The organism is Protofrankia sp. Cj3 (assembly GCF_917627355.1).
In the GTDB taxonomy this organism is placed as follows: Bacteria; Actinomycetota; Actinomycetes; order Frankiales; family Frankiaceae; genus Protofrankia.
This window is the reverse complement of sequence record NZ_CAKJTR010000014.1, coordinates 2,667-18,634: the sequence shown is the minus strand read 5'-3', so window position 1 is coordinate 18,634 and position 15,968 is coordinate 2,667. Positions and strand designations below refer to the sequence as shown.

Sequence of the window (15,968 nt, the reverse complement as noted above, 5' to 3'; positions counted from 1 at the left end):
GGCGTTGTCCGTTGGGCTGGGGCTGGCCGCGTCTCCGGGCACGGTCGCCTCAACCGGTCTGGTACGGGAGAGGCCCGTATCCGTGGTCACGGAGCCCGCCTCCACGACAGTGGCGTCTGGGGCCTCGCCACTCGGGCCGGCCTCGGCCGCCGTGCCTGCCGCCGGCGGCCCCGGTACCGCGGGGCTGGACGCCCCGGAGCTTCGCGCGGGCGGTGCGGCCTGACCGTCCAGATGCACGATGACACCACGCCCGCCACAGTGAGCACAGGGCTCGCTGTAGGCCTCGAGCAGCCCTTGGCCCACCCGCTTGCGGGTCATCTGCACCAGCCCGAGGCTCGTGACCTCCGCGACCTGATGCCGGGTACGGTCCCGGCCGAGGCATTCGGTCAGGCGCCGCAGCACAAGTTCGCGGTTGCTCTCCAGGACCATGTCGATGAAGTCGATGACGATGATCCCGCCGATGTCGCGGAGCCGGAGCTGGCGGACGATCTCTTCGGCGGCCTCCAGGTTGTTCTTGGTGACCGTCTCCTCGAGGTTGCCGCCCTTGCCGGTGAACTTGCCGGTGTTCACATCGATAACGGTCATCGCCTCGGTACGATCGATCACAAGCGACCCGCCCGAGGGCAGCCACACCTTGCGGTCGAGGGCCTTGGCAAGCTGCTCGTCGACGCGGTACGTGTCGAACACGTCGGCCGTGCCGGTCTGTCGCCGGACCCGATCGCGCAGGTCCGGCGCCACCATGTCGACGTAGTCCTCGATCATCGCGGCTTCCTCGTCTCCCTGGACGACCAGCTCGGCGAAATCCTCGTTGAAGATGTCCCGAATCACCCTGATCACGAGATCGGGCTCGCCGTAGAGCAGCGCGGGAGCGCTGGCCTTCGCCGCCTTCCGGCGGATGTCCTCCCACTGGGCCGACAGCCGGGCGACGTCACGGGCGAGCTCCTGCTCGCTGGCGCCCTCGGCCGCGGTCCGAACGATCACGCCGCCGTTCTCCGGAGTGATCTTCTTCAGGATCGTCTTCAGGCGGGCGCGTTCGGTATCCGGAAGCTTCCGGCTGATCCCCGCGTTCTGCCCGTCCGGCACATAGACCAGATAGCGGCCTGGCAGGCTCACCTGGCTGGTCAGACGGGCGCCCTTGTGCCCCATCGGGTCCTTGGAAACCTGGACGACGATCGACTGGCCTGACTTCAGCACCTGCTCGATCTTACGAGGCCGCCCGTCGAGCCCGGAGGCGTCGTAGTTGACCTCTCCGGCGTACAGGACGGCGTTGCGCCCCTTGCCGACGTCAACGAATGCCGCCTCCATGCTGGCGAGCACGTTCTGCACCCGGCCGAGATACACGTTCCCCGCATACGACCAGGAGCTCGCCCTCGTCACGAAATGCTCGACAAGCACCCCGTCCTCAAGCACCGCGATCTGGGTGCGGTCACCGGCGTTGCGCACGACCATGCGCCGTTCAACCGCTTCGCGCCGGGCCAGGAACTCCGCTTCGGTAACGATCGGCGGCCGGCGGCGGCCGCTGTCCCTGCCCTCCTTGCGGCGCTGGCGCTTCGCCTCCAACCGCGTCGAGCCGCTGACCCCGCGCACCTCGTCGTCCCGGACACGGCTTTCGCGGACATGAACGACCGTGGCCGGCGGGTCGTCCGGGGCCGCGTCGTCCACGATCGCGGCACCGTCCCGGCGGCGCCGGCGCCGGCGCCGGCGGGAACTTCCCTGCGGCTGCTCGTCGTCGTACCCGTCCGCGCCGCCCGCTGCCACCAGCCCGGCGGCATCGGCATCACCGGAGTCGTGGGGATCGTCGGTCTCGGCCCGGTCCGGGCGACCGGGGCTGTCGCTCTCGTCGAACCCATCCGAGCGCGCGCCGGACCGCTCGAAGGCAACCGGGTACGTATCGTCAGCGCCCTCGGCCTCCTCGTCGACACGCGCGCGCCCCCTGCCCCGGCGGCCTCTGCGACGGCGCCGCGTCGAGCTCCCGTCGCAGTCGCCGTCGTCGGGCACGGCGGCGCTGGAGATCTCATCCTCGTCGCTGTCGGCATAGGCCATGGCGGTGCCGGGTTCGGGATCGTGCTCGTCACCGGCGTCGAGCACGATCCCGAACCCTGGCCGCTGGTTCCCCCGATCCGTACTGGCCGGCCCGAATCCGGTGTCGGACGACCTGCCGGCGGCGCCCGCGACAGCCGTGTCGGTGTCGAACGGCGAGACGCCGCGCCGCCGGCGGCGAGACACAAGGTCAAGAGCCGCGGTGTCGGGCGCCTGGAAGGTCACCATGGTGACCGCCCGCCCACGGCGCAGCCGCGTCTCCGGCCGTGCCGGTGGACTGCCATCCCCGCTCGTGGGCATGGCAGCGGCCCCCGGTGGAACACCGGTAAGATCAGCTAGGAACGGGACCGGCGGCGGCTCGATACCGACCACGGATCGCGGGGGTGGCTCCGGCGGATGAACGTCCGTGCCCGGGGTAACGCCACCTGGGGCAACGCTGTCAGCAACGGGGTCGCTCACCTGCGGAGCCTCCGGCGAGGACCCGGTCGAGACGTCCGGCGGAGGTCCCGCGGACCGTCCGGCGGCACGCCGCCGCCGCGGGGCGGAACGAGTGGTCGGTGTCTCATCGGAGTCTGTCACGATGTCATCGGGCACGGGTTATGAAACCTCTCGGGTCCCCGGGCGCGCTGCTCTCGCAGTCGCGACCGCTCAGGAACCACTGTCGTCGGTCCGACGGGGTACCGTCGGCGAATCCTGCGACGCCCTGCATCACGCATCGAGTCGACCGACCAGCCGGCCTGCATCGTCGCGGTCCGGCATGAGCGGATCCGCCACGGTGCCGTCTTCCAGCAGCCGACCTTGACCGAGCCGGAGCGGCTCGGGTGGTACAGGCAACCGAAGAACGGCGACCACGCAAAGGGCGGTCAGCACGTCGTCGGGTCGCACGGCGGGCGTCGTGTGCCGCACAACCACATCCAGTATCGCACAGGTGTCGTTCTCCGCATGGCAAACCATCGAGACCACTGCCTGACGAACGTCGAACCGGCGATGTCCGTCCTTGGTCACCCGCTCCACCTCGACCCGGTCACGGGCCAGGAGCGCGGCCACGGCGCTGGTCAGCTCATCGCGAGCGACCGCTGGCAGCCGTAACCGCCACCGCGACGCGTCCACCAGTTCCGCCAGTGAGGCAGCGGTGGCGGGCGCGCACGCGAGAACGTCCAGACCGGATGGCAGCGCCGCGTCCAACGCCAGCCGCAACGCATGCGGATCACAATGCTCGGCCAGCGCAAGCTCCACGTACTCGGCCTCGCTGGCGGCACCCGTCGGCGCCGCGCCAAGCCACGAGATGCGCGGATGCGGGCTGAAGCCGGCCGAGTACGCCATGGGGACAGCCGCGCGCCGCAGCGCCCGCTCAAAGGTCCTCGCGATGTCACGGTGAGACATAAAACGCAGCCGGCCGCGTTTCGCGAAACGCACCCGCACCCGCGCGACCACCGGTGGTGGAGGCGGGCCCTCAGGACGCCGGGGCACGGCCGGATCCCGTCGGCGTCAGGGGGAGCAGGGTCCGGCCGGTCGGGCCGATCTGGTTTTCGGTCCCCATGGTCGGACAGACCCCGCAGTCGTAGCAGGGGGTCCAGCGGCAGTCGTCCAGCTCCGTCGCACGCAGCGCTTCCTGCCAGTCCGACCACAGCCAGTCACGGTCCAGCCCGGCATCCAGATGGTCCCAGGGCAGCACCTCGCGTTCGTCGCGCTCCCGGGTGGTGAACCAGTCCAGGGACACCCCGAGCGGTTCCAGCACACGTGCGCAGGCCGCCGCCCAACGCTCGAAGGAGAAATGCTCGTTCCAGCCGTCGAAACGGGCGCCGGCACGCCACACCTGTTCGATCACCGCGCCGACCCGGCGGTCACCGCGGGCGAGCAGGCCCTCGATGATGCCTGGACGTCCGTCGTGGTAGCGAAAACCGATCGCCCGCCCGACCTCCCGATCACCGCGGATGGCGTTGCGCAACAGCTGCAGCCTGTGGTCGGTGACCTCGTGCGAGGCCTGCCCGACCCACTGGAACGGCGTGTGCGGCTTGGGGACGAAACCGCCGATCGAGACTGTGACACGGATGTCGCGGTGACCGCTGGCCAGACGCCCCGCCCTGATCACCTCCCGGGCGAGATCCGCGATGGCGAGCACGTCCTCGTCGGTCTCGGTGGGCAGGCCGCACATGAAGTACAGCTTGACCTGCCGCCAGCCCTGGGCGTAGGCCGTGCTGACCGTGCGGATCAGGTCATCTTCGCTGACCATCTTGTTGATGACCTTCCGCAGGCGTTCGGAGCCGCCCTCGGGCGCGAACGTGAGCCCGCTGCGCCGGCCGTTGCGGGAGAACTCGTTGGCGAGTGTGACGTTGAACGCGTCCACCCGGGTCGAGGGCAGGCTGAGTGAGGTGTGCGTGCCTTCGTACCGGTCCGCCAGCCCCTTGGCGATCTCCCCTATCTCGCTGTGGTCCGCGCTGGACAACGACAGCAGGCCGACCTCGGTGAACCCGGACGCGTCCAGGCCCCGGGCCACCATGTCGCCGATCGTGGTGATGGTCCGCTCCCGGACCGGCCGAGTGATCATGCCAGCCTGGCAGAACCGGCAGCCGCGGGTACAGCCGCGGAAAATCTCCACGCTCATCCGCTCGTGGACGGTCTCCGCCAGCGGCACCAGCGGCGCCTTCGGATAGGGCCAGGCATCCAGGTCACTGACGGTGTGTTTGGCGGGGCGTGCCGGTACCCCGGGACGGTTCGGGGTGACCGCGTGGATGCGGCCGTCAGGCCGGTAGCCCACGTCGTAGAAGGACGGCACATACGCGAGGCCACGCCGGGCCAGCCGCATGAGCAACTCGTCCCGCCCGCCGGGAGAGCCCGCGGCCCGGAAGGCACGGACCACATCGGTGATCGCAAGGACCGCCTGCTCGCCATCCCCGAGCACGACCGCGTCGATGAACGGCGCGACCGGTTCGGGATTGAACGCGGCATGCCCGCCGACGATCACGATCGGGTGGTCATCAGTCCGATCCACGGTATGCAGCGGGATGCCCGCGAGATCGAGCGCGGTCAGCAGGTTGGTGTACCCCAGCTCGGTGGAAAAGCTGACGCCCAGCAGGTCGAAGTCGCCGACCGCGCGGTGGCCGTCCACGGTGAACTGCGGGACACCGTGCTCACGCAGCAGCTCCTCCAGATCCGGCCAGACCGAGTAGGTACGCTCGGCCAGGACGTCCGGCTGCTCGTTGAGGATCTCGTACAGGATCTGGACACCCTGGTTGGGCAGGCCTACCTCGTAGGCGTCCGGATACATCAGACACCAGCGGACGATCGCGTCCGCCCAGGGCTTGCACTGGGAATTCCCTTCGCCGCCGAGGTAGCGCACGGGCTTACGAACCCGCGGCAGCAACGGTTCCAGACGGGGGAACAACGACTGTCCGGACATGCCCGCGAGCCTACGGCACATTCACGGTCCGCCGAGCGGCGTCACAAGGCGTACGGATCGGAGCGTGCCCGCAGGTGGACATTCTGCAACAGGCCCACCGCCAGCAGGTTCGCGAACATCGACGATCCGCCGTAGGAGAGGAACGGCAGCGGCAGGCCCGTGACCGGCATGATCCCCAACGTCATTCCGATATTGACGAACATCTGGAAGGCAAACCAGCACACCACCCCAGTTGCGATCATCGTTCCGAAGGAGTCGGCTGAGTCGACGGCCGTGGCCAGTGCCCGCCACAGCACCAGGCCCAGGAGCAGCAGGACACCGCCAGCGCCGAGAAAGCCCAGTTCCTCCCCGGCCACCGTGAAAACAAAGTCGGTCTGCTGCTCGGGCACAAACTGGCCCTGGGTCTGCGTGCCGTGGAACAGGCCGCGGCCGGCGACGCCGCCATTGGCGATCGCCGTCATCGCCTGGTCGACGTTGTACCCGGTGGAGGAGGTGTTCTGGTTGCTTTGGACGAATTCGGTCAGGCGTGCCTCCTGATAGGGCTTGAGCAGGTGGAACTGCAGGATCGCCCCGCCGAACAGGACACCGGACAGGATGAGGCCGATCACCCACCGGCTCGGTGCGCCGCTGACCGCGAGCATGCCGAGAATGACGAACACGAAGACCATGACCGTGCCGAAATCCGGCTGCATCATGATCAACATCATCGGCACGGCAGCCAGCCCCAGCACCAGCAGCACGTCCCAGTGACCGGGATTGAGGCGGATCCCGGTGTCCCGGTCGTCGTGCTTCTCCCCGAGGATCATCGCTACCCCGACAATGAGGGCGACCTTGGCGAACTCTGAGGGCTGTAGCTGAAAACCGGCCGGCAGCACGATCCAGGAATGTGCGCCGTTGATCGTGCTTCCCACCAGCAGGACCGCGGCCAGGCCAAGGAGAGAGCCCAGGTAGACGAATGGGGCGTACGCGCGCAGGATCCGGTAGTCCACCACGGTCGCGGCACCCGCGAGAACGAGCCCGATGGCCAGGTTCAGCAGATGGCGCTTGAGAAACAGCTGCGGGTCACCGCCGCTTTCGGCCTCGCGATGCCGGGTGGCGGACCAGACCAGCAACCCACCGAGGATGGACAGAGCGATCACGGCTATCTGCAGTGGCCAGTCCAGCCGGCGCAAGGGGGAATGCCGTCCTGATGCCCGGTCGCGCAGCTGCCCGATCCGGCCACGCGGCGGGACCGGGGAGGACCGCAAGGCCGTCGGACTCGTCATGCGCACTCCCTCCATGGTCGATGCGGGGGCTCTGCCCGAAAGACGTCGCGAGCCGCGCGGGCCCGCGCCCCGCTGCTGGCGAAGCGCCGGGGCGGGCAATCACGGTGGCCCGCGCCCGACAGCGGCGGGACACCGACTGATCTGGGTGGGGCAACGGCCGGAGTCGGCTGCCGCGGGCTCACCGCGCGATCCGGCGCCCGGTAGGCGCCACTCGGTGAGCAGGGACACGTCCGCCACATCGGTCACATCGGTCACATCGGTCACGACGAGCGCCCGCGTCGTGGCATCACCGGTGGCGGAAACGCCCGCTGACGGCATACCGGACGGGACGACAAACCGCTCGGACAGGGCAGTCGGTGCGAACATCCCGTCCCGCGTCATCTTCGGCAGCGCCGCCGGGGGCGTACCGCCAGGCAGCGCCGCGTCGTGCCCGACGCCGTAGATGCTCTGGTAGATGGCTTTCACCGCCGGAGCCGCGTACTCGGCGCCGGTGCCGGAATCGGGGATGGTGACGACCACGACGAACTGCGGATCGTTGGCGGGCGCGAACGACGCGAACCACGACGTATCCCCAGCCCCTTCGACCTCGGCGGTTCCAGTCTTGCCCGCGATCGGGATGGTGTCGTTCGGCCAGTCCGCGAACACACCGGTGGCGGTACCGCCGGTTTCGCTCGTCACGCCATGCAGGGCGGCCCTGATGTAGGCAAGCGTCTCGGGCGCGGCCGGCACCCGTCCCGCGACCTTGGGCGTGACAGGCGTCACCACCCTGCCGTCCGGCGAGATCACCGCCTTGGCGAGCGTTGGCTGGTAGACCGTCCCCCCGTTGGCGAGCGCGGCGTAGGCAACCGCGAGCTGCAGCGGACTGACCGACAGGTACTGGCCCTGGCCGATCGCGAACTGGGTCGACGCGCCTCCGTTGTACAGGTAGCCGTCCACGCATGCCTCGGCCGCGTACTGGCGGAACCGCTCGGCCTTGGCCGGGTCGGTGACCTCCGGGTAGCCGTTCTGCGCCCGGCGGCAGTAGGAGTCCTTCAGCTGCGTCCAGATCGCCTTCGCGCCGTCGCGCCCGACGACCGAGCCGCTGGTCTCTCCCGGCAGGTCGACGCCTGTCCTGCTGCCGAAGCCCATGGCCCGAGCCATCTTCACGAAGTACTCGTTGGCCGTGGGATAGGGGCCGCGGCCATTGCGAAGCCCGCCGTCGGCGAGCCAGGCGTCGTAGGCGAACTTGTCGAAGATGACGTCGCAGGAGATCACCAGCGCCTGGTGCAGCGTGATCGGCCCGGCCGATGACCCCTCGAAGTTGTGAAACGTCTGGGAGCCGATCTGCAACGACGGCCCGCAGTCGTAGTTGCCGGCCGTCGACGCGCCCAGGTTGGTCAGCGCGGTGATGGTGGACACCGCCTTGAAGGTCGAACCGGGCGCGCCTGAGCCCTGGTAGGCCCGTGACAGCAACGGGATGCCGTTGGCGGGGTCCGACAGCGCCTGGTAGTCCGCTTCGGAGACACCGCCCACAAAGACCGACGGATCGTACGAGGGCAGACTGGCCATGGCGATGACATGGCCTGTTCGCACATCAAGCACCACCCCGGACGCGGTGCGAGCACGCCCGCCGAGGGAGTCCAGGGTTTTCCTGAGCGTCTGCTCGACCGCCTGCTGGACACCGACGTCGATCGAGAGGACCAGGTTGTCGCCGCTGCGTGGCGCGGTGGACGAGGCCGTGCCCACGACCCGCCCGAACCGATCGACCTCAAGCCGCTGCACGCCGTCGGAGCCGCGCAGTGCCGTGTCATAGGTGTATTCCAGCCCGGCGACACCGACCAGGCTGTTGTTGTGGTAGCCGTGCCGGCCACCGTCGGAGTCGAGCTGCTCCTGCGTGACAGGGCTGAGATAGCCGAGTTCGTGTGCGGCCAAGAAGGTGTAAGGGTACTCGCGGACGGCCTGCAGTTCCGCCGACACGCCGGGAAACCGGTCAGGATGTTCGATGACCGCCAGCGCCTGGGTCGGGGTGACGTCCTTGGCCACCGGCACCGGCTGGTAGGGCGAGCCGTTCCAGCACGGTGGCTTCACCGAAGCCGAGCAGTACTGGATGCGCCTGGTGACATCGGCGGGGGGCACACCGATCACGCCTGACAACCGCTCCAGCACGGCTCTGCCGGAATCCTTCTGCCGGTCGGTCACCGACCGGTTCACCGAGATGACCAGCGACGTGCGGTTGCGGACGAGGGCACGCCCCTGGTCATCCACGATCAGGCCACGGGGTGCGGGGGTGACCACATCGCGTACCCGGTTGGTCTCCGCGACCTGCCGGTAGTGCTCCCCGTTGAGGACCTGCAACGCCCACAGCCGGGCACCCAAGGTAACCAACAGTGATATGACCAGCACACGCAGAACGAGCAGCCTGAGACCGACACGATCGTCCAGCGACCTGTCCCCAGGCCACGGCGCTCTCATACCCGCCGTCCGGTCATGAATCATCCCTGTACAGGCGCCGCATCCCCGCCGTCACCAACGGGAACAGCAGCGGGGTCAGGACCAGCGCGTAGAGCACGGCACCGACCGAACGCAGGAACACCTGGCCGCCGGTGAGGCTGGCGTTGCCCAGAATGCCGGCCAGCCCCGTCTGGCCGGCCGTGCCCAGCGCTGAGGCGGCCGCCGCCGCGATCATCGGGAGGTACACCGTCCGGCCGGCTTCGTCATGGGTGAGCCCCACACCGTAGCCGATCAGGCAAAAAATCATCGTGGTCTGGCCGAGGACGTGCGTCGAGAGCAGGTCCGCGATCAGCCCGACCACGAACCCGATGATTGCGCCGAACAGCGGCCCCCGCGCGAGCGCGACGAAGGCCAGCACGATCAGCACCACATCGGGGCTTCCCAACGGCAGATCGAGCGGGGCTATGACCGACAGCTGCGCAATGATCAAAAGGACCAGCACGGCTACGGTGGCCGCGACGGCCCTGCCCCGGACCTCGACGTCACGTGCGCCCATGTCCCACACCGCGAGCCTCAGCCGACCGGGGCGGTGGCCGCGGGGGCGAGCGCCGATGTCGTCGGGATCGTGCTGGCCGGTGCCGCGGCCGGTGCCGCGGGCGCCGGGGCCGGTGTGGGCGGGGGCCGCGGGAGCAGCACCCGGTCACCGGCGTCCGCCGGGAGCTTCCCCACCACGATCCCGACCAGGTCGAGCGACCCCATGGCCGCGAAGGTGGTCACCTCGGCCGCGCGCGAGAGCCCCTCACTCGCGTCGAGAACCTTTGTGACCATGCCGATCGGTACCCCGCCGACGTAGTCGGCGCTGCCGAAGGAAACCAGGCGGTCGCCCACCTTCACCTGGCGCGTAGCGTCGTAGAGGGTGAATGTCAAGGCGTCCGGGCTACCCGCGCCGGCAACCGCGCCGAGCAGCCGGGTGCCCTCCAGACGAGCGCCGATGTGACTCGCTGGATCGCAGGCAAGACGGACGACCGCCGTGTGGGCGGTCGAGGACAGCACCGTCCCGACGAGCCCGTCGCTGTCGAGCACCAGCCTGTCCGGCACCACGCCGTCCGCGCTGCCGGCGTTGACCGTCACGGACCAGTCCGTCCCGGTGATGTCGCCGATCGCAATCACCCTTGCCGCGATGATCGTGTATTGTCCCCGGTCCGCGAGCAGGCGCAGGTTACCCAGGGCGGCGGCCTGCCGCCGCACCTCGGCGTCATCCGCCAACTGGCGTTTGAGCTCGGCGTTCTCCGCCGCGAGTGTGTCCGCGCGCCGCTGGTAACGATTGGGGTGCGTCAACGAGGACGCCGTCCGTCCGATGGGACGGGCGACGGCGCTCACACCGCCCTCAAGGGTCGCGAACACGCCCCGCAACGCGCCCCGCGGGCCGGCCGAACTGCCGCTCGAGCGGTAATCGACTGTGATCAGGATGAACGCCGTGATCAGCAGGCCAATGACGACCATGCGGGAGCGCCGGTTTTCGCGTCCCACCGCCGGCCTCCCATACCTGGCAACGCCCAGTCACGACGATGCCCATCCACGGCGGCCGGTACGGGTACCGCGGTGCCCGGCGGCGCCAGCCCGAAACGTCGTCAGTTCACGAGGTGAGCGAGCCGTCGGCCCGTATCCCCAGCGATCGACATCCCACTCGGCACGATCAGATCAGCGGCGGGGCTCGGATATAAGCACCTGCTGCAACGCTTCGAACTCCTCGACGCACTTACCAGAACCCATCGCGACCGAGTGCAACGGGTTGTCCGCGATATGGATCGGCATCCCGGTCTCATGGCGGAGGCGCTCGTCCAGACCGCGCAGCAGCGCTCCCCCACCGGTCAGCACGATGCCGCGGTCCATGATGTCGCCGGACAACTCCGGTGGGCACTTGTCAAGGGTGACCTTGACCGCGTCGATCACCGCGTTCACCGGCTCCTCGATGGCTTTACGGATCTCCTCGGCGGTAACGACGATGGTCTTGGGCAGGCCGGAGACCAGATCTCGGCCGCGGATCTCCGCGCTGGGCTCGTCCGACATCTTGTGCGCGGAGCCGATCGCCATTTTGATCTCTTCCGCGGTCCGCTCCCCGAGCATGAGCGAGTACTCCTTCTTGACGTAGGAGATGATCGCAGTGTCAAGCTCATCCCCGGCCGTCCGGATGGACTGGCTCGTCACGATCCCACCCAAGGAGATGACCGCCACCTCGGTGGTTCCACCGCCGATGTCGACCACCATATTCCCGGTGGGTTCGTGGACGGGCAGCCCGGCTCCGATGGCCGCCGCCATCGGCTCCTCGATGATATAGACCTTTCGGGCACCAGCCTGATAGCCGGCGTCCTTCACAGCCCGCTGCTCGACCCCGGTGATCCCAGACGGGACACACACGACCAGCCGCGGTTTGGCGAAGTGCCGCCGTCGGTGAACCTTTTGAATAAAATAGCGCAGCATGCGCTCGGTCGTGTCGAAGTCGGCGATCACGCCGTCCTTGAGCGGGCGGATCGCGACGACATTGCCGGGAGTACGGCCGATCATCCGTTTCGCCTCGGTGCCGACCGCGAGGATCCCCGTGGTGGTGGTATTGATCGCTACCACGCTGGGCTCGTTCAGCACGATCCCGCGACCACGCACGTAGACGAGCGTGTTGGCGGTGCCAAGGTCGACGGCCATGTCACGGCCTAGGAACGACAACGAACTGGACATCGTCGGATGCCGGCCTTCCCGGGTGTGCGGTCTGGGTGCGCACGCTGGGCGTGCTGGAGTTGTAGGGCAGGCGGTGTCCGTAACGAGGGCGTATCCACTGCTTCTCCGATGAGCTCCATCCAGGTAGTCCGGCAATCCAGTAGAAGCCGCTCCAACAGACGACAAAAGCCTAATCCGGGCCAACCGAGCCTGCCGTCCCGGTAGGAGATCCATGACGCGCGACGGTCCGCACGCCAGGCCGGGTCAACCTGCCGGCCAACCTCAACCCGTACAACCAGTTCTAACACCCGGAGTCACAAGCATGCTACCTGAGGCGACTGGAGATGCCGCCTGGACTGGCGAATTCGACCATCCGGGCAAACGGTCCGGCACCGTCGGCCATAGGGCAAGCCGCCCTGGCCTTCGATGCCGGACCAGTCAGAAATAATCAGATCAACCCGGGGAAGAACAAGTCGATCTCACGCTTGGCGGACTCCGGCGAGTCGGAACCATGGACGAGGTTCTGTCCGATCTCCAGAGCATGGTCGCCACGCAGGGATCCCGGAGCCGCCTTGACCGGGTCGGTGGCGCCGATCAGGCCGCGCACCGCCTCGATCGCCCGCGGCCCCTGGACAACCAACGCGACCAACGGGCTGGAAACGATGAAGTCGACCAGCTCGCCAAAAAACGGCTTGGCCGCGTGCTCGGCGTAGTGGACCTCGGCCACCGAGCGCTCCAGCCTGCGCAGCTCAAGCGCGACCAAGGCCAGACCCTTGCGCTCCAGCCGACCAACGACCTCACCGACGAGGCCACGGCTCACGCCGTCGGGCTTGACCAGCACGAGTGTGCGTTCGACTGACACGGAACTCCTTCTACTCACTCAGATGGGCAGGTGTGGGACCAGAGCCATGCAGCCGCGGGCGGCACGGGAGGAACGATCGCACCGCCGTTGACCCGGTTACACGATCTTCATGCCCCTCGGCTGCATGAAAAAACCATGATCGAGCCACCGTTGGCACAGTCACACAGCCCTCACGCCTCCGACAGCGCGAAAGGACACGATCACGCGGCCTTTGGCACAGTTGCAACCTACCCGTCAGCGACGCAGAAGGCGGCGAGCCTCTCCCACCGTCACAAGTGAACCGGTCACCAACACCGCGGTACCGGCGAGATGCGAGTCCTCCTCCGCCAGCCGGACACCCGCGTCGAGAGCGTCATCGAGACGCGAGGCAACCTCCACCCGGTCGGCACCGAACAGATCCACGGCGATCGCGGCAAGGTCATCCAACGGCATTGCCCGCGACGACCCACTCTGAGTGATGACCACGGCGTGCAACACCGGCTCCAGCGCGGCCAGAATGCCGGCGGCGTCCTTGTCCGCGAGTATCCCCACGACACCGACCAGATGATCGAAGCTGAAGGCCTCCTCCAGCGCGGCGACGAGCGCATGCGCGCCCGCGACGTTGTGCGCGCCGTCGAGCAGGACCGTTGGCGAGCGCCGGACGACTTCCAGCCGGCCCGGCGAGTCAGCCTGCGCAAACCCAGCGCGTACGGCGTCGATGTCGAGAATCTCACGGCCGCCGCCGAGGAACCCCTCAACCGCCGCGAGCGCGCATGCGGCGTTGTGAGCCTGATGCGCGCCGTGCAGGGGCAGCAACAGGTCCTCATAGACACCGCCGAGCCCACGGATGGCAACCAACTGGCCACCAACGGCGATATCACGGTCGAGGACCCCGAATTCCAGTCCCTCGCGTGCCACCGTCGCGCCGACCTCACCGGCTCGGCGCAACAGCACCTCCGCCGCTTCCAACGGCTGCTGGGCAAGCACGACGAGCGCACCGGCGTGAATGATGCCGGCCTTCTCCCCCGCGACCGCGCCAGGCGTGGCACCGAGCTCCCGATGGTCGAGGGAGATCGGGGTCACCACTGCCACCCCGGCATCCAGGACGTTGGTCGCGTCCCAGCTCCCGCCCATACCAACCTCGATGACACCGACATCGACCGGCGCGTCGGCGAAGGCGGCGAACGCCATCGCGGTCAGCAGCTCGAAGAAGGTGACCCGTTCGGGATGCCTGCTGTCAACGAGCTCAACGTAGGGGATGACGTCGTCGTACGCCTGGGTGAAGGTGGCTGCGGGCGCGGGGCGACCGGCCAGGCAGATACGTTCGGTCACGCTCTCCAGATGCGGGGAGGTATAACGGCCGGGTCTGATCCCGAAGGCGCACAGCAACGAATCCACCATGCGGGCGGTGGAGGTCTTGCCGTTGGTCCCCGTCAGGTGGATCGAGGGGTAGGCACGCTGTGGCTGGCCCAGCAGATCGACGAGATCGCGCATACGGTCCAGATCGGGCAGCATCCGGTGCGGGAAGCGTTCGGTCAGCGCCTTCTCCACCCGGGCGAGCCCGGCTGTGTCGGCGTCGGCGTCCGCCGGGATGCCAGGCCGGCTGCTCATCAGGCCGACTTCTCCTGGCGGGGACTCCGCTTGGATGCGGCGACGTCACGCGGCACGAGCGTCGGGTTGACGTGCTCAAGAACGACCTCGCGGGTCACCACCGCCCGGGCGACGTCCTTGCGGCTCGGTATGTCGTACATGACCGACAGCAGGACCTCCTCCATGATCGCCCGTAGCCCGCGGGCGCCGGTTCCCCGCAGTATCGCCTGGTCCGCGATCGCATCCAGGGCGTCACCCGTAAAATCAAGATCAACATTATCCAGCTCAAACAACTTCTTGTACTGCCGGACCAAGGCGTTCTTCGGCTCGGTGAGGATGCGGATGAGCGCCTCCCGATCGAGGCTGGACACACTGGTGATCACTGGCAGCCGACCGATGAACTCGGGAATCATGCCGTACTTGAGCAGATCCTCGGGCATGACGTCGGTGAAGACGTTGGGAATATCCGGATCATCCTTGCCGTGCAGGACCGCGCGGAATCCAAGCGATTTCTTACCGATCCGTGAATCGATTATCCGATCAAGCCCGGCAAAAGCCCCACCGACGATGAACAGGACGTTCGTAGTATCGATCTGGATGAACTCCTGATGCGGATGCTTGCGGCCGCCCTGCGGCGGAACGCTCGCGGTCGTTCCCTCCAGTATCTTCAACAGCGCCTGCTGGACACCCTCGCCAGAGACATCCCGGGTGATACTCGGATTCTCCGACTTACGCGCGATCTTGTCGACCTCATCAATATAAATGATGCCGGTCTCGGCTTTTTTGACATCATAGTCGGCGGCCTGGATGAGTTTGAGCAGAATGTTCTCAACGTCTTCACCGACATAACCGGCCTCGGTGAGCGCGGTCGCGTCGGCGATCGCGAACGGGACGTTGAGCATCCGGGCCAAGGTCTGCGCCAGCAGCGTCTTGCCGCATCCGGTGGGGCCCAGCAGAAGGATGTTGCTCTTCGCCAGTTCAACATCGCCCTTGGCGTCGCTACCCGCGCCACCACCCACCTGGACTCGCTTGTAATGGTTGTAGACAGCAACCGACAGGGTCTTCTTGGCCTGTTCCTGACCAACCACGTAGCCGTCCAGGAACTCGTAGATCTCGCGCGGCTTCGGCAGCTCGTCCCACTTGAGATCCGAGGACTCCGACAGCTCCTCTTCAATGATCTCGTTACAGAGATCGATGCACTCGTCGCAGATGTAGACGCCGGGCCCGGCGATGAGCTTCTTCACCTGCTTCTGGGACTTGCCGCAGAACGAGCACTTGAGCAGATCACCGCCGTCACCTATGCGTGCCACCGAGGACTCAGTCCCTTCGTCCAGACGATGGTGTCGCCTGCAGGTCAGGGGCGGCTAAGCCGCCCGGTCGTCGCCTGTCTGTTACTATCCTGCCCTCCGCCGGCAGCGGCCGCGCCATGACGCCAGCGGCTTTGGGCTGTGTATCCGCATCCGCGTCTACCCGCCACCGATGGCTGTGCCCTGACGCCGACGGCTTTGAGCTGGCTGTCCGCCTCCCCGTGGGGACCGTACCCCCTGAAGCCGTCCAGTGAGAGCCCTATCGTGCGGCTCGTGTAGGTCAGTCACGGTCATCGGGCAGATCATCACGCGTCCGTGCCGTCCGGACAGGGCCTTTGCACAACGCTGACGGGGCACCCGGCCCGGCCTCCGGCGACGCGGAA

At 67.8% G+C, this 15,968-nt stretch carries 11 protein-coding genes; all 11 read right to left on the bottom strand.

The window, feature by feature from the left end; all coding sequences use genetic code 11:
• Positions 1-2,499: Rne/Rng family ribonuclease (locus MJ783_RS03335; protein ID WP_239308430.1), on the bottom strand; the 2,499-nt coding region annotated here is incomplete at its 3' end.
• A 249-nt stretch (positions 2,500-2,748) separates the two neighbouring features.
• Entirely contained in the window at positions 2,749-3,510 is a 762-nt protein-coding gene (locus MJ783_RS03330; protein WP_239308429.1) for a TIGR03936 family radical SAM-associated protein, read from the bottom strand.
• Positions 3,494-5,440 (bottom strand): TIGR03960 family B12-binding radical SAM protein, encoded by a 1,947-nt coding sequence (locus tag MJ783_RS03325; RefSeq protein WP_239308428.1) that lies wholly within the window; start codon positions 5,438-5,440, stop codon positions 3,494-3,496. Before MJ783_RS03325 ends, MJ783_RS03330 begins: the two co-directional genes overlap by 17 nt.
• 41 nt (positions 5,441-5,481) lie before the next feature.
• Positions 5,482-6,705, bottom strand: coding sequence for a rod shape-determining protein RodA (gene rodA / locus MJ783_RS03320; RefSeq protein WP_239308427.1), 1,224 nt, complete (start codon positions 6,703-6,705; stop codon positions 5,482-5,484).
• Between the two features lie 99 nt (positions 6,706-6,804).
• Positions 6,805-9,156 (bottom strand): penicillin-binding protein 2, encoded by a 2,352-nt coding sequence (gene mrdA, locus MJ783_RS03315; RefSeq protein WP_370651422.1) that lies wholly within the window; start codon positions 9,154-9,156, stop codon positions 6,805-6,807.
• A 13-nt stretch (positions 9,157-9,169) separates the two neighbouring features.
• Positions 9,170-9,691: a rod shape-determining protein MreD gene (gene mreD, locus MJ783_RS03310; protein WP_239308426.1), complete on the bottom strand. Its 522-nt coding sequence runs from the start codon at positions 9,689-9,691 to the stop codon at positions 9,170-9,172.
• Positions 9,692-9,708: 17 nt separating this feature from the next.
• Positions 9,709-10,665 (bottom strand): rod shape-determining protein MreC, encoded by a 957-nt coding sequence (mreC, locus tag MJ783_RS03305; RefSeq protein ID WP_239308425.1) that lies wholly within the window; start codon positions 10,663-10,665, stop codon positions 9,709-9,711.
• A 171-nt stretch (positions 10,666-10,836) separates the two neighbouring features.
• Complete coding sequence (locus MJ783_RS03300) at positions 10,837-11,868, bottom strand: rod shape-determining protein (protein WP_013872948.1); 1,032 nt, start codon at positions 11,866-11,868, stop codon at positions 10,837-10,839.
• A 427-nt stretch (positions 11,869-12,295) separates the two neighbouring features.
• Complete coding sequence (gene ndk / locus MJ783_RS03295) at positions 12,296-12,709, bottom strand: nucleoside-diphosphate kinase (RefSeq protein ID WP_239308424.1); 414 nt, start codon at positions 12,707-12,709, stop codon at positions 12,296-12,298.
• A gap of 234 nt (positions 12,710-12,943) precedes the next feature.
• Positions 12,944-14,299 (bottom strand): folylpolyglutamate synthase/dihydrofolate synthase family protein, encoded by a 1,356-nt coding sequence (locus tag MJ783_RS03290; RefSeq protein ID WP_239308423.1) that lies wholly within the window; start codon positions 14,297-14,299, stop codon positions 12,944-12,946.
• Positions 14,299-15,588, bottom strand: coding sequence for an ATP-dependent Clp protease ATP-binding subunit ClpX (gene clpX, locus MJ783_RS03285; RefSeq protein ID WP_239308422.1), 1,290 nt, complete (start codon positions 15,586-15,588; stop codon positions 14,299-14,301). The genes MJ783_RS03290 and clpX overlap by 1 nt, the downstream gene beginning before the upstream one ends.
• Positions 15,589-15,968 lie beyond the last annotated feature (380 nt).

Bases quoted from the DNA above. Each gene is read 5' to 3' on its own strand.
- MJ783_RS03325 (WP_239308428.1), bottom strand. From the start codon at position 5,440: ATGTCCGGACAGTCGTTGTTCCCCCGTCTGGAACCGTTGCTGCCGCGG.
- rodA (WP_239308427.1), bottom strand. From the start codon at position 6,705: ATGACGAGTCCGACGGCCTTGCGGTCCTCCCCGGTCCCGCCGCGTGGC.
- mrdA (WP_370651422.1), bottom strand. From the start codon at position 9,156: ATGAGAGCGCCGTGGCCTGGGGACAGGTCGCTGGACGATCGTGTCGGT.
- mreD (WP_239308426.1), bottom strand. From the start codon at position 9,691: ATGGGCGCACGTGACGTCGAGGTCCGGGGCAGGGCCGTCGCGGCCACC.
- MJ783_RS03300 (WP_013872948.1), bottom strand. From the start codon at position 11,868: ATGTCCAGTTCGTTGTCGTTCCTAGGCCGTGACATGGCCGTCGACCTT.
- MJ783_RS03290 (WP_239308423.1), bottom strand. From the start codon at position 14,299: ATGAGCAGCCGGCCTGGCATCCCGGCGGACGCCGACGCCGACACAGCC.